The organism is Mesorhizobium sp. M1423 (assembly GCF_040317575.1).
In the GTDB taxonomy this organism is placed as follows: Bacteria; Pseudomonadota; Alphaproteobacteria; order Rhizobiales; family Rhizobiaceae; genus Mesorhizobium.
This window is the reverse complement of the sequence record NZ_JAMYKU010000012.1, coordinates 94,441-118,874: the sequence shown is the minus strand read 5'-3', so window position 1 is coordinate 118,874 and position 24,434 is coordinate 94,441. Positions and strand designations below refer to the sequence as shown.

Here is a 24,434-nt window from a genome sequence, read left to right as displayed (position 1 = left end):
CGCGTTCATCGTTGAATTTAATGTGCCTGTGTTTGCCGAACCCGAAAGTCTCGTGGGATTATGCGCCAATGTTCACGCTTCGTGCCTCAATGTTGCAACCAAGTTGGAATGTCGCGCTCTCAGCAAAGTAGAAATGTCGCATCCACGTCGCGTGCCGATCTTCGCCGCCGCCGCATCGTGACCTGTCAGGAAGCCATGCAGGCCCGAGACAAACGATGGCTTGAGGCCGCCGGCCTGGTGCTGGTCCGGCAACCGCCGGGCTCGGCCAAAGGCGTGATGTTCCTCACCATGGAGGATGAGACCGGCGCCGCCAACGTCGTCGTCTGGGTCAAGGTGTTTGAGAAATTCCGTCGCGTGCTTCTCTCGTCGGACATGCTCGGCGTGCGCGGCCGCATCCAGCGGGAAGGGGAGGTGGTACATCTCGTCGCGCATGAGTTAACCGATCTGTCGGCCGAGCTGGCCAGCGTGGGAAATCGCGAGGCGCCGTTTCCCCTGCCGCACGGCCGTGGTGACGAGGCCCATCATGGCGGATCTGGCATCGATCCGCGCGGCATGCCGAAAACGCGCGATATCGTCGATCCCTTATGCCGAGTTCGGCATAAGGGGTCTTATCCCGAGTGGGAGACTATCCCGATCAAGCTGCCTAGGCCACGGGACTTTAGGTAAAACGCCGCCACGACTCGGCATAGCCAAGGTATTCGGCGTCGCGAATGTCTCAGTTCGGGATGGCGCCCCAGCCTTCATCTCAGTATGTTACGCGCGCCACTCGTGCCCATCAGCCCATATTCTGAACGTCCCATATGAGAGCGGAGCTTGGCAACGCAGCCTAACCCTAACAGCATGCTGCCTCGCGCGTCAGCTTTCGGGCGCACGCAAACCTTCGCTAAACGGCAGACACGAGGCGCGTAGCTGCCGCTGCGAAACGAGCGTTGAAAACCCGCCCTCGCTAACGGCGAGATCGTGCAAATCCGAAAACGTAGCTTCGCGAACATCTGGTGTTGAGCGACCCACGGGTGTAGCATGCAAGGGCCACGTTAATCTCATCAATCCAATTTGCACGTGCTTCAGTGTTATGTGTTTAGCGGAATGCCCAAGACGGCGACTTGGTTTTGAATGCCGGCGACGTTACCAACGCCACTCCTACTCAACACCAAGCGACACTTTCCGCGCCAAACGCGACTGCGTCTAAGCATTGCCTCAATTTCAGGAGGGAAGTGTGGGGAGTCACATGGCGTTCAAAAAGATCTCAATCTACCTTTTGATTGCCGCGGTGGGATTGTCTATTAGCTGCCTGAAAAGCCCGGCCTCGGTTCTGTCAAAACTGAACGATCTGGTGTCTGAAAATAAGGTCGTGGACCCAGATATGCCTGACATACGTATATCGACTTTCTCGATAGAGAATCCAGGCTATCAGATAAGCTCGAGCAAAACAAAGAATAAATATTATGTTAACATAAATAGAATAATTGTCGCAAATGCTGTAAATGTATTTATTCTGACCCAGGAGCAATTCGACGAGGCGGGGGTCCCGTACGACTGCGGATGTGCGGCGAGGGTCATAGACGGTGTGCGCTATATATTCTGCGATGCGTCGTTCCTCAGAACATTTTCGAGAGGCATGGAGCATGAGGTCTTTAAAGACGATTCAGGTGTTCCGGCGCAAGCAATTCGAAATTGGATAATATACCACGAGGTAGCTCATCACCATTTTGATCATCCTATGCTGTACAAACGTTTCATCAGCCCTTGGGCCATGAGGCAGTACGAGCAAGAAGCGGACACACTGGCGGCCAATGCGTTTGTGGAGCCTGATTTGCAGACGAAGATATTCGAGTCCTATTTTGCTAACGCAGGAAGTAACAATACGAGTTACTTTGATGATATGTATGCCTATATAGTGTCGTCTTTGGATCAATTTGGTAGTTCGCACGAAAGTATGGATCTGAGGCTGTCGTCATTCGTGGATACGATCAAATATATTTTTCCAACCGGCGCTAATTATCGGGAGACGCAAACGCCAACCATAAATGTGTCCTCCCTATCGCTATGCAGTAGCAACTATGAATGGATGAAGACGAGAAATTTATACGCGTTCTCTCTGTTATTCATTAGTACAGCTGTTGCTAACCGAGGGGCGTTCGCAGAATATCTGCACTACAGCGTCGAAGAAGTTGGAAAACTCCCTGACGACCAAGCGCCCGTCAGGACTATCTTACTGTTTGAGTATTGCCAGTCATTGATACTCTCTGGCGCAAAGTGCGATGTCCAATTTGAAGGCAAGAGCGATAAACCGATCGACAGTTTCCTTGACGATATGATGTCTATTTTGTCACAGCAGAATGAGTTGATTAAGAAGAGACTTGGACAGGAAAATCGGTATGCGATAAAATCGGTGCTCCCTATCGCAGCAAGGATGACAAATGGTATTTACAGAGAAATTGATGGAAAATGGCTTTCCCTTTCTTTAACCTATCTAACCTTTCTTCAGTCGGACGGTAGATTTTATAACTGTGGGTCTGGTGGCAACGGGCTGTCATCGAGTGCCTCGGAATTCTATTCGTGTAAAGATTTTGCTGAAGAAGTGCGGGACGGGATCCATCTGGACGAGCGCGGGCAGCTTGCAGCCGTCAACATGATGGAGGCTCTTGATATTTCCGACGGGCGCGGTCTGCAAGCCAAAGCGGATCTGGTCACGATCTTGGCAACCCAGTTTCCGTTGGGCTACACACACCCATTCGTCGTCTCAGCCTTAAGCGAGATTGTTTCGAAGCCTGGTCTGATGGAGGAGGCAAATTTTCTTAGCCTCGCCTTTTACGGTTATCTAGAGGTGGGTGATGAGGCTGACGCCAATGCGCTGGGTGGAAGACTAATAGAGTCTACGAGGGCAGCGTTTGAAAACCAATACGAAAGATCGATCGCGCTGATGGACCTAGGGGATAGCTGCGTGAACCAGCTCGTTGCCATATGTGCCATACGCGCATACCAGGAAGCAGATGATTCCGCGCAAGCATATCTCATCACAGTAAAGGGAGAATACGCCCTCGTAGACCGGGCCCAGTATTTGCTTCGGACAATCCACTTTGCGCGAGTCAAGGCTAATGTTATTGGCGGATCAGTAGATGAGGCGCTCGTCTCCACGGTCGAAAAGGAAGCTGTGCTGGATAATGGCGAGGACGCCGTCGCTACGTATGAGGTTTTGGCCGAGTCTTTCATTTGGCTTGGAGATTTCAAGCGCGCACGGTACTTCTTCGACAAGGGGGCGGAGATAGCCAGTAAAAGTCCCGAAAGGGACGTCGAGCGGCGCACATCGTCGCTGACATATGAGGTGGCAATCACGTATTTGGAAGGTGATTGGAGCAAGTTGCACGACGCGCTTGATAGACTCGACTCTTTGACAGAACAAAGCTATGGATTTGCCATCTCGGGGTCCGTGAGACCCTTCGCCATTGCGGGACGACTTGTTCCGGGCCGTCTAATAAAAGTGGAGATGGAAACGCATGTTACTCACTAGGGGCGTTGTCCTTCTACTTATTTCTCTATGCATCACATTGATACTGTGGTTGTTGTTTCGGTTTATCTCCACCGGTGCCAAGTTTGCCGACGTTGGAAATGTCATAGTGCTCCTATATATCGGGCTTCCGTTATATGGGGGGATAATCTTGGGAAGGTTGTTTTTCTCACTGGCAAAAAGAACTGATGACTCGGTTTCTTTCCGAAATATGGTTAATGGACTCGCGAGAGGCAAGGACACGTATCTGGCGTTGTTCATCTCACCGCTGGTAGTCTTGTCCATTTATAGTATATCTAGCGAACATATCAACACGCTAACGACGGTGGTACTGTCTCTTGAAAATGGATTCTTCATTCAAAGCATAGTGACTGCGGCGATAGGCGGAAAGCCTCCTCAAGTTAGGCCGTGAACCCATAAAGGGAGAGCGACGTAGGACGGGATGGAGCGATTGTCAGTTAATGGAGGAAAGAGCGCGGCAATCGCCTTCCCAAAAGCGATCTAACTTGTCCCACACGCGCTTACTCTCTTTGACGTTGCCATGGCTCGACCGTAGCCTTTTTCCTGTCATTTCCACCTGACAGTTTTTTGCAATGCTTCCGAGAAGGCCGACGCGCTTAACTGCCATAAGCATCGCAGTCTGTATGCCAGCGTTCGACAACAGCGAAGATGGCATCGAACCTCCCGGTGGTCCCAGCTTCCAAGCACTCCAACAGGTTCTCGGCTAGAGCTGAGCGCAAGATATAGCAGAGGTCTGCTTCATCGCCCCATTCCGCCGTGAACTCGGCCCAGCGAAAACAAAAGGATGGGTCTGCTACCAAAAGCAGCTCAAACATTTTGTCCTGAGTAATCCGTGAAGCTGCCATTGCATAGCCGCGTAATCCAGCGACATCCGCAACTCTGGTAACCTCCGAATGGCCCTTTCCAATTGCCCCGAATATGAAGCGGAATGAGCCGATATGACCGACCGACTTCGAGTGGCACACCGAGCAAGCCTATCTGCATGCTCAGCGGACGGCGCAGTAGGCGGGTCCGCGTCAGCTTCAGCTGCGTCGTCGACGACATCCCTACCGCTACGCCTTCACCGGCTCTCGGTCTCGTCGTCTCCGCCCGCGATATACGCGGCGCCGGCACCCGTCGGTGCCGTCATCCGCTGATCCGTTGCCGGCAGCCCGTCCAGAATCCCGCTAGATTGAGTCCGGTATCTTGGATTTGCAGCTACAAGCGGTCGTTTCGCTTCCGGCCAGTTGCGGCCATTTCTCAACTCCCGCATTTTGGCTTTTTCCAGCGCGAAACTGGCCTTAGGCGCCGAAGGTGTTCCTGGTTTGTGCTCGAAAAGTCGCAGAAAAGGCAGTGTGGAACTCAACGGCGGCTCATTAGTTTTGCGGGTTCAGCTCGTGGAAAAGGTCCGTCGGCCTTCCATGAATGCGGGTTTCCGCATCGCCTACCTCGATTTGGTCGATGACCGCCGGACAGGCGAGGCGGAACCGTATCTCGCCCGAGAGCACATTCGCGCGCATGATTTCGACGAACGCGGCTATCTTTTCATCCGCAGTGAGAAACTTGCGTTTGACGGATGCAGTGGTGCTACGCTTGTGGAGCCCGGGGCGTCTCTATGCGGCAATCTCTCATCGTGAGCCGATGCTATTGTGCAAGTTTCGCAGCACTGCGGGTGGCGATATCGCCCAAGACAGCATGAAGAAGCGTTCCAACTTCCTGTTCGGCGACCCCGGGTGCAATTCCTGATTCGGACAGTTGAACGAGAATTGCCTTGGCGGTGTTGCGCCAGAAGGCGTTCGCGTCCTCCCCGTTCTTGGATTCCAGGACCCGGGCGATCCCTTCGACCAACTTCCGCCGCCGATGCAGCGGAAACGCGCTTATGTTTGAATCACACATCGATCACCTCACCCCTTCAGTCGCGCGAATAAGCATTGGCGGGTGAGAAAATTTGGTTAACAGCGCTTTTGGACAATGGTCAGCAATGGAATAAACCGTCTACCCAACAAGCCAAGAGGTGTGGCGCGTGTTGATGATCGGCGCGTGCTGAACGGCATCTTCTGGGTGCTGCGCTCCGGTGCTCCATGGCGCGACCTGCCTCAGCGCTATGGCCCGCGCACCACCTGTTGCAACCGCTTCGTCCGATGGCGAAAGCAGGTGTGTGGCTGCGCAGTAACGAGTCTATGGCCTAAGGTTTGCGGAGCCTCACGCCGGCGCGGCTGCCGTTCTCCGGGATGAACTCGACGCCGGCGGCCTAGAGGGCGATGCGCAAGGCAGCAACGGTTCGCTCTTGTGTGGGCTCTGTCGGGCCGCGACATTTACTTAATGTCTACTCGAGACAGTCGCCGCGACCATAACTTTTGATAGCAAGTCAGGGTCGCGGGATGCCGAGCCGCTTGAAATACCGAGTTAGGTCCGGGTGCTCGCGATCGTCCTGCCTCAACCGCGTCATCATCGCCGGCGAGCGCCATAACCAAACCGGGAGCGCTTATTCTCCACGGAGCACCGGCATTGTCTGGTTGTGAAGACGGTGCTTGATCACCAGCCGCCTGAGTGTGTCTTCGTTTGCGTTGTAGTCGTGCCTGAACAGATCAATGGCCCTCTGGACCGTGATCGCCTCTGCCCGTGGGATGTAGAGCTGCCGAAGCCGTTCGCCTGTTTCTGGCGCTGTTTTGATAAGGCGCGCATTGGTCATGCGGCCCATCGCGCTTTTCTGTGGCCCGCCGTTTCGCCCGACATCAGGGAACGATATCGCCCCCCATGTATTAGAAACCCATGGACACTATGGAACCTCACGGCCACGGGATGGCGGCTGATATTTTGACATCGGAAGTTGCCAATGCCAGGCAGCGCATCCACCGGACCGAGCTCGCGCTTCAACGCACTGAAGAAATGCTGGCCGAAAATCTCGCGCTGTGCAGCAGGATACGAACTGCGGTCGAGGCCGCAGACCGCTTGGTGAAGATCGATCTCCCCAGCTTTGAAGGACGTCGCGCGGGTTGAACTGGGCCGGCGTTTCATTCGTCGCGATCTTGCGGCACCCTGCCGCAAGAGCCTGCCCTATTGGGATCACAGCGTGAGACGAAGGCGGCACGCGGGGGTCTTCGCGCGAGCCAGTTATCCGATCTCCCGCTCAGAAATTTATACTTAATATTCCGACCTCCTGACGGAACCCATTCGTTGCGGGCGAGTTGCGGCTCATTGGGACGGACTTCCCGAACATGACAACCAGCAACAAAGCAGACCATCAGTCTGTCCCCGAAGCGTTTCGGAAACTGATCGGTTCCGAAGGCTATCGTCATCACGTACAAACGTAGCGTGGCCCTTGGTGGGACCTCGCGGTGCGTGTTTGCATGGCCGTGATTTTCGACGAGATGGAACCTGAGGAGGCTCGCAAGGCGTTCCTGGCTGCTGCAAAAGAGGAGGGGACATCACTCCCCCCAATGACAAGTAGCTAAATTGGTATAAGGTTCTAGGTGTGTCTTACCAACACTGCCTTCGCGAAAGGAGCCCGCTGCCGGTGAGGGAGAGGCGACGGCCCCCCTACAGCGGCTGCACATCCACGAAGAATCCCGCTGCCACCTCTAAACCCGCGAGGGCCTACATCGTTCCCTTAGCTGCGGCTAAAGCGGGGTTGGTCGGCGGGCTCTTGCCGCTCTAAGTTCCCCCTTATGGGTCCTCTCTGGTTCTCTCCACCGGTCTACGTGAAGACGAAACATCCGGGCATTCGCAATGGGGTCAGCCACGTCGCCACGTCGAGGGAGCCGCCGAGGAACTCATGGGGTGGGACACAAAGGGCCCGAAGTGTACGAAGGCGGTCCATCCTGCGTCGACGCGTTCGAGGGCAGGGTGTCCCCCAAGAGGTCCGTGAAGCCTTTGAGGCGGCTGCCAGGGAGGCCAACGTGTATCTCTCCCCTGAGTAGGAGTTGTCGTGGCAACCCATTGGTTCTCCCCTCCGGTGTACGTCAAGACCGACCGACCTGGGGTGACCTACGGGTGCAACAACGTCGAGGGTGCCGCCGAGGAACTCATGAAGTGGACCAAGATGGGACCTAAGTGGAGGAAGGCTGTGCAACTGTGCGCCGACGCCTTTCAGGACCGCGTGACATAATGGCGCCGCTTGAGCAGAAGGCCGCGACCGTCGACGCACCACGCGCCGAAGTGCGCGGCGCACACTGGCTCCGTCCGAAACTGGTCGCTGAGATTGCCTTCACGGAAATGACAAATGAAGGGACGTTACGACATCCGAGCTATCTTGGTCTTCGCGAAGACAAGAAGCCGGAGGCGGTCGTGCTCGAGACGGAACGTCATGCAGCCGATCTCGCCGCGTCTGCGACAACCGCCATCGCGATAAGTAACCGTGATCGCGTCATCTATCCGGAGTCCAACATCACCAAGGGACAGCTCGCCGACCATTACGCAGCGGTCGCGGCGATCATGCTTGCTTGGGTTGGCAGCCGGCCGATCAGTCTGGTTCGATGCCCACAGGGCCGCGCGAAGAAGTGCTTCTTCCAAAAACACGACGCCGGCAGCTTTGGCGACAAAGTCCACCACGTCGGCATCACGGAGAAGGAAGGGCACGAGGAACCATATCTCTATGTCGACGATGCGGATGGACTCATGACTTGCGTCCAGATGGGAACGATCGAGCTGCATGGATGGGGAGCTCGGATCGAGGATGTCGAAAAGGCCGACCGCCTCGTGTTCGACCTCGACCCCGATGAAGGCCTCGATTTTGAGGCCGTCCGCGCCGCTCCTTAAATCGCTGGGACTTACGACTTTCCCGATGTTGACGGGAGGCAAAGGAGTGCACGTCATCGCGCCGCTCACCCCTGGCGCCGAGTGGCCACAGGTGAAGGACTTTGCGTCTCGCCTGGCGCAGGGGGTCGCCCGGAGCGATCCGGCCCATTTCACGGCAGTGTTGCCAAAGGCGCGCCGCAAGGGTCGCATCTTTGTGGACTATCTACGCAATCAGCGCGGGGCGACCGGGATCATGCCTTACAGCGCGAGATCACGTCCGGGCGCTCCTGTCGCGGCACCGATCACGTGGGCGGAGATGAAGACAATAGATGCGCCCTCTCATTTCCACGTGGGCGATGCTCCTGAATTAAATAAACGCGCAGCCTCCAAAGCTCTGGCGGGGTGGGGTCGCGCTGACCAATCCTTGCCCAATCTGTAGCGTTCGACGCGGGAAAAGGCAGTAAAGCCGGGATTTAAAGGGCAACGCGGCGCTCATGGTCTTGCCTGATTGGAACCTGCGGAGATCGGCCTCGTTTGGCTGAAGCCATGGCAAAAATCGATCCGAGGGCCGTCGCCAGTCTTTTGAGGGAATACGCGCAACGGGCGTCTATGCGCGGCGATAATCCCTATCGCACAAAGGCATACTTGCGCGCGGCAGAAAGTCTGACGGCGCTGTCGCAGCCGCTTGATCGGATCATCGCCGCCGGCGCCCTCACCAAGATCCCGGGGATCGGTGATGCGATCGCAGACATCGTGACCAAGCTTTACCAAACCGGCACGCACCCGAGCCTTGAAAAGCTGCGCGAGGATGTTCCAGCGGGCGTGATGGAGCTGTTTGCCATACCCGGGCTTCGTCCCGATCAGATACTGAAGCTTCATCAGGCGCTCGGCGTGAACTCGCTGGCGGAGCTCGAGGCCGCAGCAAGAGAGGACCGCATACGCCCAGTCAAAGGCCTCGGCGCCGCGCTTCAGACAAAGCTGCTGCAGAACCTGGCCATCGTGCGAAGCGGCGAAACGCAACTTCACCTGCACAAGGCCGCCGCCCTTCTCGAACATGCGGTCATATCGGTGAAGCAAGAGCATCCAGAGTTTTCGCGCGTCGAAATTGCAGGTGACTTCCGACGCGGTTGCGAGCTTGTTTCCGACCTCGCCCTGGTAGCGCAGGCCAGAAAGTCGACTGGAATCGAGGATACGACCTCAGGCTTGTCGTCACGGACAGGAAGCACTTTGGCGCGAGCTTGCTCCAAGCAACCGGGTCGGCAGACCATCTTGGCCAACTGAAGACGTTCGCGGCCGTCAAGGGATTCACCCTAAACGCCGACGGGCTTCATCGCGGGAGAAAGCTGATCGCGTCAGCCACAGAAGAAGAAATCTACCAAGCTCTGGACTTGCAGTTTATCGAGCCTGAATTGCGCGAAGGCAGGGACGAGATTGAGCGAGCGGCAAAGCAGAAGCTCCCCGCCCTCATTCGGGATGAAGATCTGCATGGCATCCTGCATTCTCACACGACCGCATCCGATGGCACCGAAACGCTTGAGGCAATGGCTGAAGCCACGCGTAGGCGCGGTTTCGAATACTATGGTGTCGCCGATCATTCGCAGTCCGCTCACTACGCAGGCGGCCTTTCGTTGCAGGAGATTGCTGAACAGCACCGCGAAGCTGACCGGCTGAACAAGGCATACAATGGAAAATTTCGCATACTGAAGGGCATCGAGGCGGACATCCTGGCGGATGGCTCGCTCGATTACCCGAATCATATCTTGGAGCAGTTCGATTTCGTCGTCGCGAGCGTGCACAGCCGCTTCAAGTTGCCGAAGAAAGAGCAGACGGAGCGTATCATTGAGGCTATCGGAAATCCTCGGACGATAATCATCGGGCACATGACCGGTCGCCAGCTGTTGCGGCGGCCCGGTTATGATCTCGACGTCGACAAAGTCCTCAAAGCGTGTGCGAAACACGGCGTCGCTGTCGAAATCAACGCACATCCGTGGCGACTCGACCTCGATTGGCGCTGGCATCAAAAGGCACTCGATCAGGGCTGCATGTTCAGCATCAATCCGGACGCTCATTCGATCCGCGAGCTCGACCACATGCATTGGGGTGTCGAGATGGCGCGCAAGGGCGGTGTCCCTGCGAAGCGGGTCCTGAACGCGATGCGTTTGACGGCCCTCCTTGCGCATCTCGCACGGCGCAGGCAAACGTCCTAACCTGCTTGTGCGCCCGCCCTATCAGCGCAGGAGTCCGTCCTTCTCAAAATCTTCCCAGCCGCGCAAACTGGAGTGCGAGTTCTCATCGGGGCCATAGCCAGCTGAAGCTGCAGTTCCGCGATCGTTTCTTTGGGCGCGCTTCATAGCGGCCTTCCCCGCGGCTCGCCGCCTATTCTCTGCAGCTGTCGCTGCGTCCTGTTCGCGCCAGACCGTAACCAGGTCGCGGTCAAGCACATCCTCCACGTGCTGCGGGTCGAACACGTGAAAGGTGATGCTCCTTGCTCGCCCGCGAAGTTTCACCGTTTTCGTCCCGGCGCTCTGCAAGCGACCATCTTTCAACCAGCGGTGCCGTTCGGCCGTCGAGATCGTCAGAATGTCCTCGATTTCACGGGGGATTACGGGCAGGTCTTCGATATTCTGCAGTGCTTTGGCTACGATCCCGAATACCACCTGCACATCATTCTCGGCGCCCTCAGACAGGCGCAGGGTAAGCACGCGGGACTCGATATTGAGCAATTTCCTGAACTCCGTTGGAAGGCGGGCGCGTATTTCGAGAAAAATACCCCTCGCTCTGACGGACGATCCAAACGTTGCAGCCGGGGTTAAAGGCCACTCTCCAATCAGCTTCGCTGTTGCATTGATTTTTCGGCGCGTGGACATGCCCCTTTATATAGGTCACCGATTGTCGGCAGCGACGAGCCGATCGCAAAGCCAACATGAGTTCTAATCCGCCAGCGGTCTGAACCACGATGCCCTAAAGGGGCAACCACGATTGTTAGCGGGGCCGCTTGCAACTTCGGCTAACAGGAAGCGGCAGAGTTGATCTCAAAGTGCGATATCAGGCGCGTTGCCGCCTGGCGGCTTTTTGGGGGCCACAACCTGACCGTCTGTGATTGGGAGCCACATGGCTAAAGCAGCTGTTCCGCTATTGAGCCTCGACATGCGTTTTCGGGACCCACCCCGTCGGATTCAATCGCGAATCCCGCATCGATCGCGCTTCGCGCAATGAGATCGCCAAGTTGCCAGTCCGTGAGTTCCCAAAAGGGAAGCATTCTCCTCACGGTGTGGCTAACCTCGGATATCGAAATGCTCGGGCTGCCGATGTTGTCGATCAGGTGGCGGACAATCGCTTGGCGAACGTCCGATAAGGTAGGCGTCTGCGCGAGCGCAGGCATCACCGGCCCTATGAATGGAGCCGTGGTTCTGCGGCCACGGCTGTTTTTAAGTCGAACGCGACTGGCACACCGTGAATAATGGATGCTGCCGCCAAGAGCTCCTCCAGCTCGCGGTCGGTGGCCCCGCATGCAGGCATGAGTGTTCGGATGGCGCGGATTGCCTGTGCTATCGAAAGGAAGTGGGCCTTGCCTCTGGAGAGAACATAGGCTTCGGCGGCTCTTTCAACCGTGACTGTGTCAAAAGTGGTGGTCATCGAGAATTCCTCCCTGAACCCTGACCCACACGATTTACGGCACGAATTCGGTAGCTTGCAAGGGTTTGTCTGATCCAGGACAATTAGACGGAGGCTAGGCTGAAGTGACTTTGCTCCTCCTCCCCGTAAGCACCATGCGTGAGTTGTATCACCAATGCGATCGATAATCGTGATCTCGCCGCGCTTGGCGTGAACCAGCCCCCGATATTCAAGCATTTGGAAGGCCGTGGTAACGCCGGGGCGCCGGGCACCAAGCATGGTCGCCAGAAATTCATGCGTCAGGTAGATCTTGTTTCCGTCGGCGCGGTCTTGGACCATCAGTAGCCAGCGGGCCAAGCGCTCCTCGATTTTGGAGTGGCCGTTGACCAGTGCCGTCCGGGACGACTGGATGAGGAACGCGTGGGGCAGCGAAGCAGTGACTCGCGAAGGGATTGGCTCTCTGCAATCGCAGAGCGAAGAGCTTCAACCGGGAGGATCCAGCCATTAGCTGCGACTTGGATATAGGTTTCATTGGGCGACTTGTCCTGGCCGAGAATAACGGCAACTCCTGTCATGCCGTCGTGGCCGACGATGCCGACCTCGCTTTGCCGCCCTCCGGTCATCGTGGCGACCACCGACGCGATGCCCATCTCTGGAAAATACACACGCTCGATCGGATGATATGCGACCTCCAGCTGGTCCTTGATGCCCAGTTCGACGTGATGCAGTGACGGCCTCAAAAGCGCGAAATCCTCCGAGGAGAGGGTTTTCAATACATGGTTGCGAAGAAGGGATTGGGGCATGGCTCTCTCTCCCATGCGGGCAAGAGCACGTACCTCTTACTGTCGGCTGCGTCCGACGCGCTGGCGGCCGATGTGGGAAGCATAGGCTTCAAATGTGCGGTTGGCAAAGAGTCCGTGCCTGGCGAAAGGCTCGGGGAATGTCGGCTTGAGTCCCGTAGGTGGTGGGCGCTTCTTATGACTTATGAGGCCGGTCACGAATGTCCGGAACCGGCCTAAGCAGATCGGCAGGTTTCGAGCATCGAGTTGGCAAAAGCAGTCGTTCAGCTCACGTGATGAGTTTCGGGCGCCGTCGCCTTGCGCTTACCGACATTGTGCTTCACCCGTTCCGGCCCTCTTCTTAAGCGCAGTAACTTTGAAACAAATCCTGCCGGCAGGCGTTCCAGCATGGCGGGCGGCGTTGCCGGAGGACCCAATGCCCGACGAATACAATGACATCGTCATCCCCCAAGACCACGATGCATCGCCACTTCGGGAGGAGGAGTATTTCGTCCTCTGCCCGGCGTGCGGCCAAGCGTTCGACATCAGGTGTATGGCAGAGGCGCTTCATCACAACGAGCTAGGCCACGAGCCATACAACCTCGACTCGTAGTCGGCAGTGATCGACGACCGTCGATGAGCGTTTGGAGATCTCCCTTCAGGCCTCTATACGAGCCGGGTCGAGACCAGCACCGAGGGTAAGCTCTCGCTCATCTGGCCGGTCGCGTTGCCGACCGATCGGCCTGACGAATCCCTGTCGCGAGGGCGGATCTTCGCCGGCACGCTATGTCTTGACGATACCTTGCGGGCTTTCAGCAGCGACTTGATGCCGTTGTGGTCGTCGTCGATGCGGCCGCGGCCGACCGAAAGCTTCGACAATGTATGCACCGCATGCGACAGTTGTTGTTCATCCAGGGCGACGGCGCCTACTCCACCGCAACCATGTCGCCCAGTTCTGTCACGACGCTCCGAAGCAGACCTGTTGCCGGCATCGGGTGCCGGGACCAACATGTGATCTCCATAATGCGTAAGAGCCGAAGGCCGATCGCCGGCAACAAGGCGCTCATTGCAGAGAAAGGTTAACGATCGATCGGATGCCCGCGTTGCCTTCACGCGCAATGTTGCTGGGCGCCTCCTTCGACAGCGCGCACATGCGACACGTCCTGGCCGCGCGCGCCGCCTGTTGCCGAGAGCGACGATCGCGAATGCGCGAACGGCTGGACGGCAGGTGAAGCGGGGTCGCGATAGGCGCACATCGGACTTGCTTCACCGGTAGTCCGAAGACGCCAGCGACGCTATCTGACCGAAAGCAAACAGAAGCGAGGCGTGCCGCGCTGAAGCACAAGCAAGCGCAAAGGTTCCTGGAGTGATGCTCGGCTGGCGGCAATTTGATCGCCAGCCGAGTGATTTTGGCCGGTGGTCGGGGGAGTCAGCCAGCCACCGCTAGTGATTCCAACCTGAGCCGATGTGCCAATCAGCAACCTTCACCGGTCTTTTTCACCTGGCCCGGCGCGGCGGTCTTGGCTGTCGTGTCCTGCTGACCTGGCGCAGCCTGCTGAGCGCTGCCAGTCTGCTGGCCGGGCGCGCAGTCTCTGGCCGAGTTCGAATTTGTGGTGCCGCTGGTGGTGGTCGTGTCGGTGCCTTGATCGCCGGACATGTTGGTGCCGCTGCTCGTCGTGCCGGTGCCCTGATCCGTCGTGCTGGGCATGGTTGTCGTGGTCGAGGTGCCGCTCGTCGAGGTGCCGCTCGAAGTTCCACTGGTCGTCTGGGCAACGAAAAGCCCGGCCGACACCGCCAGCACGGCCGAAGCCAAAAGGATGCGTTTCATCTTCTTTCTCCTTTCTGAATGCGCGGGATGCGCCTGGCAAATCGAACAGGCAGACAGAAGGAGTGTTCTCCGATGAAGTTCAACTTTTGTAACTCTGGTAGTAGGTCAGCCTTAGGATGGCTGGCGTATATTAGAAGCCTCTTGAAGAAGACGCTGCCCGCACCAGAATCCATGGCATGGCTCGGGGAATAGACATTGGTGACCAGGTGGCCATTACGGCCAGGGTTCGAAAGCGGATAACAGAGGACCGCGTTAGCGTCTCGATCCCAGGTTACGACTTTCCACATTCTATCATCAACCACACCAAGGTGAACCGAGGCCAGCAAATCGACCTGAAAGGGGAGGTCACGCGCATCGACGAGGACACCGTGACGATCGACCTCGGGCCGCTGGTCACGGTCGACCGTGACAAGGTCCGGCTAATGGAGAAATATCGGCCGCCAAACCGACGAAAGGCACTTGTCGTTGCCCCGGATTAGAACCGACAACATCGCGACGGGCTATGAGGGCAGGCCGCATGACGGGCCGGTAGAGGACGAGTCGAAGCACTTGGTCTACTGCCCAGTCTGCGGCCAAACGTTCGACGCGCGCGATCTTGGACAGGTGTTCCACCACGCTGAGCCGCAGCACGAGCCGCTTCCGGTCGAGCAATAGTCCAGCTAGCTGAGCTCCGGCGGCAGACCGACGTTGAGACCCTTCAGCGCGCCAGCGACGTACGTTGGATGAGAAAAGGGGTGCTGCGTGCACCGCGCCTTCCCCGCGCGCCGATGCTCCACCTGGACCGCAAAAAAGTCCCGCCGCGCTGCCAGAACGGCGGGACCGATCAAACGCTTTGCACCAGGCGGGGGGATGCGGGGGGTGGGCTTGCCAAGTGAGCGCGGACCGTAACCAACCCTAAGCGCCACAGCGGCAACGCGTCCACCAACCGCCGCGACAGGACGATTGAGCCGCCGGCAGGTCAGGTCATCCCGGGTCGCTATCGCTCGCAACCAGACGGTAGCGGAAATTGTTGCGGATGTGGTCGTTGAAATAGCGGCCCTTGGCGAACGCGGCCCGGAACGCGGCAAAGGTTTCCGGCGGTACCCCCTCAAACTCGTACCGTTTACCGCTGGCGACGAACCACACCGAGAGGGTCCTTCTATCCAGATCATATTCCATCTTGCGGATCGAAGTAGATGGCATGAGCACCACAGGCCGAGGCCCGCGCCCTTGCAGGGAGCGCGGGCCGATCGGGATACCGATCTGCAGCAATACCTGGAGGGGAGGGTTCGCTGCGTGCACCGAACTTTCGCGGCGGTCCCGTGTTCCCAATCGAGATACACAAAAAGCTGGCTGCACCTTTCGGCATCACGCGGACGTTGGATTTCTGAGAAAGCGCGAGCGTCAATACTAACTTCTGGTGATGGAATTTTCCCGTGAGATAGGCACGCTCCACGGCGAAAGGAGTGCCCCGCCATGACCGTCCTCGCCTACAACCTTGCCAATGACATCGAAGGATTGTGGAGGGTCGTCTTCGTGCCGGACGAACTGCATCTGTATGTGGAATTCAGCGAGCCAGACGCCGACACAAACCCGGCTGATTGGATGAGCGTTGATGATTTCCTTGCATGGCGGCCGAAAGGCGCACTCCACGAGCGAGCGCGCGACAGCTTGGTTTCGCTCATTTGCAAGGCGCTGACAGGGCGATGAGACAAGGGAAACCCGCACCGAGATCCAGTGCGAGCGCCGCGAGTGGGCCTAGGGCCCTACAAGCCAGTGCCACCCCGCCGCCGGCAAACCGCGGCGGGCGAGTGCCTCGGGGACACGATGGTAGATTGCTAATGCGTTCGCGCGTGTGGCCTTAAGTCGCAAACTATTGGCTTCAGAAGCAGGGCGTAGGGCTTCATTGATGGTGCTACCAACACCATATGGTGACCCATAGCCCTCCAAAACGAGAGAAGCTCGTCCCGACGGGTCGCACTGCGGCCGTCAGCTGGTAACTGCTACGAACTAGGAAACCATCATGCCTGAAAATATCAGACCAACTTCGAGAGATGTCCCCCTCATTCAGCTAGGCCTCTATCAGTGCCGCTTCCCGGTGAGCGAAGACGCTTCTGTACCCGGCGGTTATCGTTTTTGTGCTGGGCCAACTTCGCCGGATCGCGTCTACTGCGATCACCACCACCACATTGTGACCGCCGTGGACCCTCGTCGAGCCCGTTCGGGTCTTCACCTCGCTCAACGACGCGCCGCGTAAGCCTGGCTGGCGGCGGCCTCCCGGCCAGGCGCTATGCGCTCCAAGGCCGCCTTGGCTACGACCTTTCCGTCGGCTCGGTCTGGCCCATCCTCCCTTATGCCGTCTTCGCCGATGTATCCCCCGTCGCCCGATTGAGAACGACGACTTCTCGCCGAGCCCTTCAGCTCGCTACTCGCACAAACGCGTCGGCTCCAAAGGTTTGTCTGTCAGCACATCTTCAATGTGCCCGCGCCTGAAGCCCCAACATCTTCTGCGACCTAACCGCGTACCTGGCACCGCCGACAGGTTGCTGCGGCGGATTTTCGCTTTCGCAGGTGAACAATGCCTATCAACCTTGTCATCGCACCTGGTCGCACGTAGAGGCCGTTCGAATTCTCATCGCTCGGCGCGATGTTTGGTCCGTCTGCCCAGAAGAGCGGAGCAAGCCATTGACACCCACGAAGTTGCTGATTGGGCAGATCGCTGTCGTATTCGCAATTGTCATTCTTGGCGTGTGGACTGCAACCCAATGGTGCGCCTACATGCTCTCATATCAGCCGCCACTCGGCGCGCCATGGTTTGTGACAGTCGGCTGGCCGATCTACCAGCCGTGGAAACTGTTCGAATGGTGGTTCCAATTTGACGCCTATGCGCCTGAAGTCTTCGACAAGGCTGGCATACTTGCCGGAGCCAGCGGGTTCCTGGGCTGTGCCGCCGCGATAGCTGGGTCCCTCTGGCGCGCACGGCAGCGGGGGTTGGTCACCACCTATGGGTCCTCACGATGGGCCATGAAGCTGGAGATCGAGAAGGCGGGGCTGTTTCAGCCGGCCGGCGTTTTCCTTGGCGGACTGAATTATCGCTATCTGCGCCATGACGGACCGGAACACGTCATGGCCTTTGCGCCGACACGTTCGGGCAAGGGCGTCGGACTCGTTGTTCCAACCCTTCTTTCCTGGACCGGCTCGGCCGTTATTCACGACATCAAAGGCGAGAACTGGCAGCTGACCTCTGGCTGGAGGTCGAAGTTCTCGTACTGCCTTTTGTTCAATCCTACCGATCCGAGATCGGCGCACTACAACCCGCTGCTGGAAGTGCGCAAAGGTCCGGATGAGGTCCGGGACGTTCAGAACATCGCAGACATTCTCGTCGATCCGGAAGGCGCGCTGGAGCGGCGGAACCATTGGGAGAAGACCAGTCATTCACTCCTAGTTGGCGCCATCTTGCACGTGCTCTACGCCGAAGAGGAAAAGACACTCGCCCGTGTCGCCACCTTCCTGTCGGACCCGCAACGCTCATTCGCTGCGACACTGCAGCGGATGATGACCACAAACCACCTCGGCACGGTGGACAAGCCCCAGGTCCATCCGGTCGTGGCCTCGGCGGCTCGTGAGGTGCTGAACAAGTCAGAGAACGAGCGCTCAGGCGTTCTCTCGACCGCCATGTCGTTTCTCGGGCTCTATCGTGATCCAACGGTGGCCGCGGCAACATCGGCCTGCGACTGGCGCATTGCCGACCTTGTGGATGCCGAGCGACCGATGTCGCTGTATCTGGTCGTGCCGCCGTCGGATATCTCGCGCACTAAGCCCCTGGTGCGATTGGTGCTCAATCAAATCGGCCGGCGGCTGACCGAGCGCCTGGAGGGCGATCCAAAGAAGAGCCGCAAGCATCAGCTCCTGATGATGCTGGATGAATTTCCGGCGCTCGGTCGGCTCGATTTCTTCGAGACCGCGCTGGCCTTCATGGCGGGTTACGGCATCCGCGCCTATCTCATCGCGCAATCGTTGAACCAAATCTCCAAGGCCTATGGCGAGAACAACGCCATTCTCGACAATTGCCATGTGCGGATTGCCTTTTCCTCAAATGACGAGCGCACGGCCAAACGCATCTCGGACGCGCTCGGTACCGCGACGGAACTCAGATCGATGCGCAACTATGCCGGCCATCGGTTGGCGCCCTGGTTGTCCCACGTCATGGTAAGCCGCCAAGAGACTGCTCGCCCCCTGCTGACGCCGGGTGAGGTGATGCAGTTGCCGCAGGCTGACGAACTAATCCTGGTTTCGGGATTGCCGCCGATTCGCGCCAAGAAGTTGCGTTATTACCAGGATCCGAATTTCACGGAGCGAGTGCTGCCTTCGCCGGTGCTGCGCGACGGTGCCTACGCGGATCGGCCCACGTCGCGCCCGGACGATTGGAGCGGACAGGTGCGCGGCGTGGATCGGCGTCTTGCTGGCGACGACGACAGTGCCGGCGCGGCAATCGAAGACGGAGGTGTCCAGCAGCAGCGCCATCCGGGCCTGCCCGAAGAACGGACCCTCGTCGCCCAGGAGCCCGATCATGGCGATCTGTTCACGCCCGCAGACGATGACTGCGAGACGCTCGCCGACAAGCGCGTCATGGATCGGATTTCCACCGCAGCACGTGCGTACGGCCTCAATGAGGGAATGGGCGACGACAAGGACATCGTGCCCGGCTTCTGAACGGCGCGCCATACGCGGGCGCATCTCAGCGTAGATAACGGCCGTAAGCGATTTCGAGGATCTCGACGATGCTCGTTCCCGTCGCCGGTGCATCAGCGCCGGTCAGAGGGAACAAGCAGCATGAAGCCCCACCGCATTCGTCACCAGTTTTTGCTTGGACCCGAGTTGAGCGAGAAGCTGGAGAACCTCAGCCGCAATCCATCGACCACCAAATCGGCCATTGTGGCGCACGCGGTCGAGGCCTTTATCGAGCGGCGTGGGGAGAATGAACTCGACCACCGCTACGGCAAGAGGCTCGACCGTCTTTCCCGTGACCTCGGACATGTCAGGCGCGATGTCGAGATGATCCTGGAGAGCCTGGCGCTCTTCATCCGCTTTTCGATCACGCTTCATGCTCACACGCCGGTGCCGGACAAGGCGACGCAAGCGATTGCCCAGGAGCGCTTCGAGAAGTTCGTCGAACAAGTCGGCCGCCAAATCGCTTCCGGGAAACGGTCACTTGGCACCGACGATCGCAGGGGAGGGGAAGGATGAGTTCTCATCCGGAAGCCGACCATCGCCGCCGCGCCATGCTGCGCACCGCCATGGGTCCGGCGATCACCGAAGCCCTTGCCGATCCGACCGTCATTGAGGTGATGGTCAATCCCGACGGTGCGCTGCGGCTCGACCGGTTGGGTGAAGGCCGGGTCGACACCGGCGTGCACATGCATCCTTCTGAGGCCGAACGCATCATCCGCCTGGTCGCCTCCCACGTGCGCGCCGAGGCGCATGCGGACAATCCGATTGTCAGCGCCGAATTGCCATCGGGCGAGCGCTTCGAGGGTCTGCTGCCGCCTGTCGTGCTGGGGCCATGCTTCGCCATCCGAAAGCCTGTGGCGAAACTCTACACGTTGGCCGACTATGTCGCCGATCGGGTCATGCTGCCGCTGCAGGCCGATGCGCTGAAGAAGGCGGTCCGCGAGCGGCGCAACATCCTGGTCGCCGGCGGCACGTCGTCGGGCAAGACAACACTTGCCAATGCGCTGCTGGCACAAGCCGCCGATTGCGACGAGCGGGTGATCCTGATCGAGGACACGCGCGAACTGCAATGCGCGGCGAAGGATTGCGTTGCCTTGAGGACGAGGCGGGGGTCGGTCACGCTCGCCGATCTCGTGCGCTCGACCCTGCGGCTCAGACCCGACCGCATCATCGTGGGCGAAGTCAGGGGCGCGGAAGCCCTGGACATGCTGAAGGCATGGAACACCGGGCATCCCGGCGGCATCGCGACGGTTCACGCCAATTCGGCGCGCTCCGCTCTCTACCGTATCGAGCAGCTCGCCCAGGAAGCCGTCGTCACCGTTCCCCGCCGCCTCATCGCTGATGCGGTAGATCTGATCGTCTTCATCGCTGGGCGCGGATCCTCGCGCCGCATTGACGCGATCGCGGAGGTCACCGGTCTCGACAGCAGCGGTGATTACGCCGTCACCCCGCTCACGCTTCCGCAACTCCAGCAGTTTTGAAAGGTCACCTCATGCTCAAGAAGCTTCGCTTCCTTTCGTCCACCGCGCTCGCGTTTCTTCTCACCGTCCCGGCCCACGCAGCGGGCTCCGGCATGCCTTGGGAACAGCCGCTGCAGCAGATCCTTGAGTCGGTGCAGGGACCGGTCGCCAAGATCGTCGCGGTGATCATCATCATCACCACCGGCCTGACCCTTGCTTTCGGTGACACAGCAGGCGGTTTTCGCCGGCTGATCCAGATTGTCTTCGGCCTGTCGATCGCCTTCGCGGCATCGAGCTTCTTTCTCTCCTTCTTCTCCTTCGGCGGCGGGGCACTCGTTTGATGGCCACCGGAGAGCAGCATATCGAGGGTTTCGAAGTCCCCGTTCACAGGGCATTGACTGAGCCGATCCTGCTGGGCGGCGCGCCGCGAGCGGTGGCGATCCTCAACGGCACGGTGGCCGCCGCCATCGGACTTGGCCTGCAGCAGTGGATCGCCGGACTGGCGCTCTGGATCGCCGGCCACACGCTCGCGGTCTTTGCCGCTCGCCGCGATCCGGACTTCGCCAGCGTGCTTGTCCGTCATCTTCGCCTGAAAGGGTGGCTTGCATGCTGAACCTTTCGGAGTATCGCGGCAAAGCCGATCGGCTGGCCGATCATCTGCCCTGGGCCGCTTTGGTGGCGCCCGGCATCGTGCTCAATAGAGACGGTAGCTTCCAGCGAACCTTCCGGTTCCGTGGCCCCGACCTTGAAAGCGCGACCGAAGCCGAATTGGTCGGCATCTGCGCACGAGCCAACAATGCGCTACGAAGGTTGGGCTCCGGATGGGGGTTGTTTTTCGAGGCCGAGCGCGTTGAAGCGCTGGGCTATCCGAGCTCGGCTTTTCCCGATGCTGCCTCATGGCTGGTCGATGAGGAACGGCGCGCGGCCTTCGAGGGCAAGGTCGCGCACTTCGAGAGTCGCTATCATCTGACCTTGGTCTTCATGCCGGCGCCAGATGGCCAGGCGCGGGCGGAAAGCGCTCTGGTCGACTCGCATCACTCGGGAGGGGCTAGAGACTGGCGCCAGGAGCTGGCGTGGTTTCGCGACGGGACCGACCGCGTCCTGGATTTGCTGTCCGGCTTCATGCCGGAAGTGCGCGCCCTCGATGATGCCGAGACGCTAACCTATCTGCACGGCACAATCTCGACCTACCGCCATCCGGTCGCCATGCCGGAAACGCCAATGTATCTCGACGGTGTTCTGGTTGACGCGCCGCTTACCGGCGGCCTGGAGCCGATGCTGGGTGAGCAGCATCTGTGCACCCTCACCATCCTTGGTTTCCCGAACGTCACCCGGCCAGGGATCCTCGACGCGCTCAACCATCAGGATTTCGCCTACCGCTGGATGACGCGCTTCATCCCGCTCGACAAGACGGAAGCCACAAAGACACTGACCCGGTTGCGCCGTCAGTGGTTTGCCAAGCGCAAATCGGTCGCAGCCATCCTGCGCGAGGTCGTGACCAACGAACCCGTCCCTCTCGTCGATAGTGACGCCGACAACAAGGCGCTCGATGCGGATGCCGCCCTTCAGGCATTGGGCGGCGATCACGTCGGCTTCGGCTATCTCACCACAACGGTGACGGTATGGGACCAGGACCGGCAGACCGCCGCGGAAAAGCTCCGAGCGGTTGAGCGCATAGTCAATGGGCTCGGCTTCACCACGATCCGTGAAAGCATCAATGCGGTCGAGGCGTGGCTCGGCTCGTTGCCCGGTCATGTCTACGCTAACGTTCGCCAGCCGCTCGTTCACACGCTGAATCTTGCCCATGTCATGCCGCTGTCGTCGGCGTGGGCCGGTCCGGTGGATAACGAGCATCTCACCAACGTGACTGGGACCGAATCCCCGCCGCTTTTCTTCGCAGAGACCAACGGGTCGACACCGTTTCGGCTTTCCACCCACGTCGGCGATGTCGGCCACATGCTGGTCGTTGGTCCGACCGGTGCCGGCAAGTCGGTTCTGCTTGCGCTAGTCGCTCTGCAGTTTCGACGCTATGCCGGGGCGCAGGTCTATGTCTTCGACAACGGCAATTCGGCTCGTGCGGCAACACTGGCCATGGGCGGAGAACACCACGCTCTGGGCGCGGATGGTGCGCTTGCCTTCCAGCCACTGAGCAATATCGGCGACCAGGCTACTCGCAGCTGGGCGGCGGAATGGATCGCCGGCCTCGTTGCCCATGAGAATGTCACCGTTACGCCGGAGGTAAAGGAGGCGATCTGGTCGGCACTCATCAGCCTTGCCACTGCGCCGGTGCGGGAACGCACGCTGACGGGCCTGTCGGTTCTGCTTCAGTCCAATGGACTCAAGGCCGCGTTGATGCCCTACACGCTCGACGGTCCCTTCGGCCGGCTGCTCGATGCCGATGAAGATCGGCTGGCTTTGTCGGATGTGCAGTGTTTCGAGACCGAAGAGCTGATGCACCAGGAAGGCGCCGCGCTGCCGGTGCTCACCTATCTCTTCCATCGCCTCGAGGAGCGGCTCGACGGCCGGCCAACACTGCTCATGCTCGACGAGGCCTGGGTCTATCTCGACAACCCGCTCTTTGCCGCCCGCATCCGCGAATGGCTGAAGGTGCTGCGAAAGAAGAACGTCTCCGTCATTTTCGCCACGCAGTCACTTGCAGACATCGCTGGCTCTTCCATCGCGCCGGCGATCATCGAGAGCTGCCCACAGCGCATTTTTCTCCCCAATGACCGTGCCGTGGAACCGCAGGTGCGGGCAGCCTATGAGTGCTTCGGCCTGAACGAGCGGCAAATCGAATTGGTCGCCCGTGCCACACCGAAGCGCCAGTATTATCTGCAGTCGCGCCGCGGCAACCGCCTCTTCGAGCTCGGGCTCGGCCCGATCGCTCTTGCGCTCTGCGGCGCCTCTGATCCGGCCACGCAAGCTTTGATCGACAGCGTCCTGTCAGAGCACGGGCAGGACAGCTTTGCTTCCCGGTTCCTGAGTGCGCGCGGCCTCGATTGGGCTGCCGAGCTTCTCCAGCAATTCCCTCAACCAGACAAGGAGCAATCGTCATGATGCGGCGCCGCCTTCTCACCAGCCTGATCACCGTTTCCCTGATCGCAAAACCAATGGCCGACTACGTCCAGCCGGCCCACGCCCTAATCGTGTTCGATCCGTCGAATTATGCGCAGAACGTGCTGACAGCGGCACGTTCCCTGGAGCAGATAAACAACCAGATCCAGTCGCTTCAGAACCAGGCGACGATGCTGCAGAACATGGCGCGCAACCTTCAGCGCCTGGATTTTTCTTCCGTCGGCCAGCTCACAGGTTCGCTCCAACGGATCGACGGCCTGATGACCCAGGCCAGCGGCCTGAGCTTCGATCTCGACAAGCTTCAGAACCAGTGGCGTGTGCAATATCCGGAAAGCTACGACGCCACAATCAAGGTCAGCGATGTGGCGAGCGCCGCGCGCGAGCGCTGGCAAAACGCCATGCAGGCGTTCCGCCAAACCATGAGCGCGCAGTCGCAGATCGTGGAGAACGTGCGGGCCGACGGCGACCTGCTTACCGATCTCGTCAACCGCAGTCAGGGCGCGGCAGGTGCCCTTGAGGCAAGCCAGGCCACCAATCAGCTGATCGCGCTTTCGACCAAGCAGCAGATTCAGATCCAGACGCTGCTCGCGACCCAGTTCCGGGCTGAAGCCGAAGATGCTGCCCGCAAGGCGCAGTCCGAGGAAGCCGCCCGCGAGACGACGAAGCGTTTCCTGGGCACCGGAACGGCCTATCCCGCCAACTGATCAGCAGTTCTTCAAGAC

Annotated in this window: 25 protein-coding genes and 4 pseudogenes; 19 read left to right on the top strand and 10 right to left on the bottom strand. The window is 59.1% G+C overall.

Going from position 1 to position 24,434, the window contains the following annotated elements; genetic code table 11:
* Window positions 1-150: 150 nt before the first annotated feature.
* Window positions 151-666, top strand: a pseudogene (locus tag NKG95_RS17020) (OB-fold nucleic acid binding domain-containing protein); the annotation flags it as partial.
* A 562-nt stretch (window positions 667-1,228) separates the two neighbouring features.
* Complete coding sequence (locus tag NKG95_RS17015; RefSeq protein ID WP_353041602.1) at window positions 1,229-3,511, top strand: hypothetical protein; 2,283 nt, start codon at window positions 1,229-1,231, stop codon at window positions 3,509-3,511.
* Between the two features lie 614 nt (window positions 3,512-4,125).
* Here the strand turns inward: NKG95_RS17015 and NKG95_RS34310 are convergent.
* On the bottom strand, window positions 4,126-4,344 hold the full coding sequence (locus NKG95_RS34310) for a DUF7674 family protein (protein ID WP_502913963.1): 219 nt from the start codon (window positions 4,342-4,344) through the stop codon (window positions 4,126-4,128).
* A gap of 245 nt (window positions 4,345-4,589) precedes the next feature.
* Window positions 4,590-4,874, bottom strand: coding sequence for a hypothetical protein (locus NKG95_RS17010; RefSeq protein ID WP_353041600.1), 285 nt, complete (start codon window positions 4,872-4,874; stop codon window positions 4,590-4,592).
* Between NKG95_RS17010 and NKG95_RS17005 the strand changes: the two genes are divergently transcribed.
* The gene (locus tag NKG95_RS17005; RefSeq protein ID WP_352844817.1) at window positions 4,864-5,145 is read left to right on the top strand and encodes a hypothetical protein; all 282 of its coding nucleotides are present in this window, start codon (window positions 4,864-4,866) and stop codon (window positions 5,143-5,145) included. The two genes, NKG95_RS17010 and NKG95_RS17005, sit on opposite strands and share 11 nt — an antisense overlap.
* A 7-nt stretch (window positions 5,146-5,152) precedes the next feature.
* On the opposite strand, the gene NKG95_RS17000 is transcribed toward NKG95_RS17005, so the two are convergent.
* Window positions 5,153-5,404, bottom strand: coding sequence for a DUF6074 family protein (locus tag NKG95_RS17000; RefSeq protein WP_352449758.1), 252 nt, complete (start codon window positions 5,402-5,404; stop codon window positions 5,153-5,155).
* A 75-nt stretch (window positions 5,405-5,479) separates the two neighbouring features.
* Between NKG95_RS17000 and NKG95_RS16995 the strand changes: the two are divergent.
* Window positions 5,480-5,694, top strand: a pseudogene (locus tag NKG95_RS16995) (transposase); the annotation flags it as partial.
* Between the two features lie 299 nt (window positions 5,695-5,993).
* On the opposite strand, the gene NKG95_RS16990 reads toward NKG95_RS16995, so the two are convergent.
* Window positions 5,994-6,209 (bottom strand): hypothetical protein, encoded by a 216-nt coding sequence (locus tag NKG95_RS16990; RefSeq protein WP_353041597.1) that lies wholly within the window; start codon window positions 6,207-6,209, stop codon window positions 5,994-5,996.
* A gap of 101 nt (window positions 6,210-6,310) precedes the next feature.
* Between NKG95_RS16990 and NKG95_RS16985 the strand changes: the two genes are divergently transcribed.
* From NKG95_RS16985 to NKG95_RS16965, 5 genes and pseudogenes are all read left to right on the top strand, one after another.
* Window positions 6,311-6,508: a hypothetical protein gene (locus NKG95_RS16985; protein ID WP_353041595.1), complete on the top strand. Its 198-nt coding sequence runs from the start codon at window positions 6,311-6,313 to the stop codon at window positions 6,506-6,508.
* 329 nt (window positions 6,509-6,837) lie between these two features.
* A pseudogene (locus NKG95_RS16980) lies at window positions 6,838-6,963 on the top strand (DUF982 domain-containing protein); the annotation flags it as partial.
* A gap of 652 nt (window positions 6,964-7,615) precedes the next feature.
* Window positions 7,616-8,684, top strand: a pseudogene (gene ligD, locus NKG95_RS16975) (non-homologous end-joining DNA ligase).
* Between the two features lie 107 nt (window positions 8,685-8,791).
* Complete coding sequence (locus tag NKG95_RS16970; protein ID WP_353041593.1) at window positions 8,792-9,526, top strand: helix-hairpin-helix domain-containing protein; 735 nt, start codon at window positions 8,792-8,794, stop codon at window positions 9,524-9,526.
* Window positions 9,484-10,452: a PHP domain-containing protein gene (locus NKG95_RS16965; RefSeq protein ID WP_353041591.1), complete on the top strand. Its 969-nt coding sequence runs from the start codon at window positions 9,484-9,486 to the stop codon at window positions 10,450-10,452. Before NKG95_RS16970 ends, NKG95_RS16965 begins: the two co-directional genes overlap by 43 nt.
* A gap of 21 nt (window positions 10,453-10,473) precedes the next feature.
* Here the strand turns inward: NKG95_RS16965 and NKG95_RS16960 are convergent, their stop codons facing one another.
* The 3 genes from NKG95_RS16960 to NKG95_RS16945 all read right to left on the bottom strand — a co-directional run bounded on the left by NKG95_RS16960 (window position 10,474) and on the right by NKG95_RS16945 (window position 12,663).
* The gene (locus NKG95_RS16960; RefSeq protein WP_353041589.1) at window positions 10,474-11,112 is read right to left on the bottom strand and encodes a hypothetical protein; all 639 of its coding nucleotides are present in this window, start codon (window positions 11,110-11,112) and stop codon (window positions 10,474-10,476) included.
* A gap of 523 nt (window positions 11,113-11,635) precedes the next feature.
* Window positions 11,636-12,199, bottom strand: coding sequence for a helix-turn-helix domain-containing protein (locus NKG95_RS34305; RefSeq protein ID WP_502913964.1), 564 nt, complete (start codon window positions 12,197-12,199; stop codon window positions 11,636-11,638).
* A complete protein-coding gene (locus NKG95_RS16945) occupies window positions 12,199-12,663 on the bottom strand; it encodes a cyclic nucleotide-binding domain-containing protein (protein ID WP_353041587.1) in 465 nt (154 codons plus the stop codon). Before NKG95_RS16945 ends, NKG95_RS34305 begins: the two co-directional genes overlap by 1 nt.
* A gap of 412 nt (window positions 12,664-13,075) precedes the next feature.
* Here NKG95_RS16945 and NKG95_RS16940 point away from each other — a divergent pair, with 412 nt between their 5' ends.
* Window positions 13,076-13,252: a hypothetical protein gene (locus tag NKG95_RS16940; protein ID WP_352844808.1), complete on the top strand. Its 177-nt coding sequence runs from the start codon at window positions 13,076-13,078 to the stop codon at window positions 13,250-13,252.
* A 53-nt stretch (window positions 13,253-13,305) separates the two neighbouring features.
* On the opposite strand, the gene NKG95_RS16935 is transcribed toward NKG95_RS16940, so the two are convergent.
* Entirely contained in the window at window positions 13,306-13,650 is a 345-nt protein-coding gene (locus NKG95_RS16935) for a hypothetical protein (RefSeq protein WP_352844807.1), read from the bottom strand.
* Between the two features lie 463 nt (window positions 13,651-14,113).
* Complete coding sequence (locus tag NKG95_RS16930; RefSeq protein WP_353041585.1) at window positions 14,114-14,467, bottom strand: hypothetical protein; 354 nt, start codon at window positions 14,465-14,467, stop codon at window positions 14,114-14,116.
* Between the two features lie 176 nt (window positions 14,468-14,643).
* On the opposite strand from NKG95_RS16930, the gene NKG95_RS16925 reads away from it, so the two are divergent.
* Window positions 14,644-14,946 carry a hypothetical protein gene (locus NKG95_RS16925; RefSeq protein WP_353041583.1) on the top strand — a complete coding sequence of 101 codons (303 nt, stop codon included), beginning with the start codon at window positions 14,644-14,646 and terminating at the stop codon, window positions 14,944-14,946.
* A 484-nt stretch (window positions 14,947-15,430) separates the two neighbouring features.
* Here NKG95_RS16925 and NKG95_RS16920 read toward each other — a convergent pair whose 3' ends face one another.
* Window positions 15,431-15,748 carry a KTSC domain-containing protein gene (locus tag NKG95_RS16920; protein ID WP_353010301.1) on the bottom strand — a complete coding sequence of 106 codons (318 nt, stop codon included), beginning with the start codon at window positions 15,746-15,748 and terminating at the stop codon, window positions 15,431-15,433.
* 174 nt (window positions 15,749-15,922) lie between these two features.
* Between NKG95_RS16920 and NKG95_RS16915 the strand changes: the two genes are divergently transcribed.
* The 8 genes from NKG95_RS16915 to trbJ all read left to right on the top strand — a co-directional run bounded on the left by NKG95_RS16915 (window position 15,923) and on the right by trbJ (window position 24,416).
* On the top strand, window positions 15,923-16,156 hold the full coding sequence (locus NKG95_RS16915) for a hypothetical protein (RefSeq protein WP_352838351.1): 234 nt from the start codon (window positions 15,923-15,925) through the stop codon (window positions 16,154-16,156).
* Window positions 16,157-17,131: 975 nt separating this feature from the next.
* Window positions 17,132-19,159: a conjugal transfer protein TraG gene (locus NKG95_RS16905; protein ID WP_353041580.1), complete on the top strand. Its 2,028-nt coding sequence runs from the start codon at window positions 17,132-17,134 to the stop codon at window positions 19,157-19,159.
* Between the two features lie 120 nt (window positions 19,160-19,279).
* Entirely contained in the window at window positions 19,280-19,693 is a 414-nt protein-coding gene (locus NKG95_RS16900; RefSeq protein ID WP_352458763.1) for a CopG family transcriptional regulator, read from the top strand.
* Entirely contained in the window at window positions 19,690-20,658 is a 969-nt protein-coding gene (trbB, locus tag NKG95_RS16895; protein ID WP_353041578.1) for a P-type conjugative transfer ATPase TrbB, read from the top strand. Before NKG95_RS16900 ends, trbB begins: the two co-directional genes overlap by 4 nt.
* Before the next feature lie 11 nt (window positions 20,659-20,669).
* Window positions 20,670-20,978 (top strand): TrbC/VirB2 family type IV secretion system protein, encoded by a 309-nt coding sequence (locus NKG95_RS16890; protein WP_023680310.1) that lies wholly within the window; start codon window positions 20,670-20,672, stop codon window positions 20,976-20,978.
* Window positions 20,978-21,250 carry a VirB3 family type IV secretion system protein gene (locus NKG95_RS16885; RefSeq protein ID WP_023680309.1) on the top strand — a complete coding sequence of 91 codons (273 nt, stop codon included), beginning with the start codon at window positions 20,978-20,980 and terminating at the stop codon, window positions 21,248-21,250. The genes NKG95_RS16890 and NKG95_RS16885 overlap by 1 nt, the downstream gene beginning before the upstream one ends.
* Window positions 21,244-23,694, top strand: coding sequence for a conjugal transfer protein TrbE (gene trbE, locus NKG95_RS16880; protein WP_353041576.1), 2,451 nt, complete (start codon window positions 21,244-21,246; stop codon window positions 23,692-23,694). Before NKG95_RS16885 ends, trbE begins: the two co-directional genes overlap by 7 nt.
* Complete coding sequence (trbJ, locus tag NKG95_RS16875; RefSeq protein ID WP_353041574.1) at window positions 23,691-24,416, top strand: P-type conjugative transfer protein TrbJ; 726 nt, start codon at window positions 23,691-23,693, stop codon at window positions 24,414-24,416. Before trbE ends, trbJ begins: the two co-directional genes overlap by 4 nt.
* Window positions 24,417-24,434: the final 18 nt, after the last annotated feature.

Bases quoted from the DNA above. Each gene is read 5' to 3' on its own strand.
- NKG95_RS17015 (WP_353041602.1), top strand. From the start codon at position 1,229: ATGGCGTTCAAAAAGATCTCAATCTACCTTTTGATTGCCGCGGTGGGA.
- NKG95_RS34310 (WP_502913963.1), bottom strand. From the start codon at position 4,344: ATGTTTGAGCTGCTTTTGGTAGCAGACCCATCCTTTTGTTTTCGCTGG.
- NKG95_RS17000 (WP_352449758.1), bottom strand. From the start codon at position 5,404: ATGTGTGATTCAAACATAAGCGCGTTTCCGCTGCATCGGCGGCGGAAG.
- NKG95_RS16990 (WP_353041597.1), bottom strand. From the start codon at position 6,209: ATGGGCCGCATGACCAATGCGCGCCTTATCAAAACAGCGCCAGAAACA.
- NKG95_RS16985 (WP_353041595.1), top strand. From the start codon at position 6,311: ATGGCGGCTGATATTTTGACATCGGAAGTTGCCAATGCCAGGCAGCGC.
- NKG95_RS16970 (WP_353041593.1), top strand. From the start codon at position 8,792: ATGGCAAAAATCGATCCGAGGGCCGTCGCCAGTCTTTTGAGGGAATAC.
- NKG95_RS16960 (WP_353041589.1), bottom strand. From the start codon at position 11,112: ATGTCCACGCGCCGAAAAATCAATGCAACAGCGAAGCTGATTGGAGAG.
- NKG95_RS34305 (WP_502913964.1), bottom strand. From the start codon at position 12,199: ATGGTCCAAGACCGCGCCGACGGAAACAAGATCTACCTGACGCATGAA.
- NKG95_RS16945 (WP_353041587.1), bottom strand. From the start codon at position 12,663: ATGCCCCAATCCCTTCTTCGCAACCATGTATTGAAAACCCTCTCCTCG.
- NKG95_RS16940 (WP_352844808.1), top strand. From the start codon at position 13,076: ATGCCCGACGAATACAATGACATCGTCATCCCCCAAGACCACGATGCA.
- NKG95_RS16935 (WP_352844807.1), bottom strand. From the start codon at position 13,650: ATGTTGGTCCCGGCACCCGATGCCGGCAACAGGTCTGCTTCGGAGCGT.
- NKG95_RS16930 (WP_353041585.1), bottom strand. From the start codon at position 14,467: ATGAAACGCATCCTTTTGGCTTCGGCCGTGCTGGCGGTGTCGGCCGGG.
- NKG95_RS16925 (WP_353041583.1), top strand. From the start codon at position 14,644: ATGGCTCGGGGAATAGACATTGGTGACCAGGTGGCCATTACGGCCAGG.
- NKG95_RS16915 (WP_352838351.1), top strand. From the start codon at position 15,923: ATGACCGTCCTCGCCTACAACCTTGCCAATGACATCGAAGGATTGTGG.
- NKG95_RS16900 (WP_352458763.1), top strand. From the start codon at position 19,280: ATGAAGCCCCACCGCATTCGTCACCAGTTTTTGCTTGGACCCGAGTTG.
- trbB (WP_353041578.1), top strand. From the start codon at position 19,690: ATGAGTTCTCATCCGGAAGCCGACCATCGCCGCCGCGCCATGCTGCGC.
- NKG95_RS16890 (WP_023680310.1), top strand. From the start codon at position 20,670: ATGCTCAAGAAGCTTCGCTTCCTTTCGTCCACCGCGCTCGCGTTTCTT.
- NKG95_RS16885 (WP_023680309.1), top strand. From the start codon at position 20,978: ATGGCCACCGGAGAGCAGCATATCGAGGGTTTCGAAGTCCCCGTTCAC.
- trbE (WP_353041576.1), top strand. From the start codon at position 21,244: ATGCTGAACCTTTCGGAGTATCGCGGCAAAGCCGATCGGCTGGCCGAT.
- trbJ (WP_353041574.1), top strand. From the start codon at position 23,691: ATGATGCGGCGCCGCCTTCTCACCAGCCTGATCACCGTTTCCCTGATC.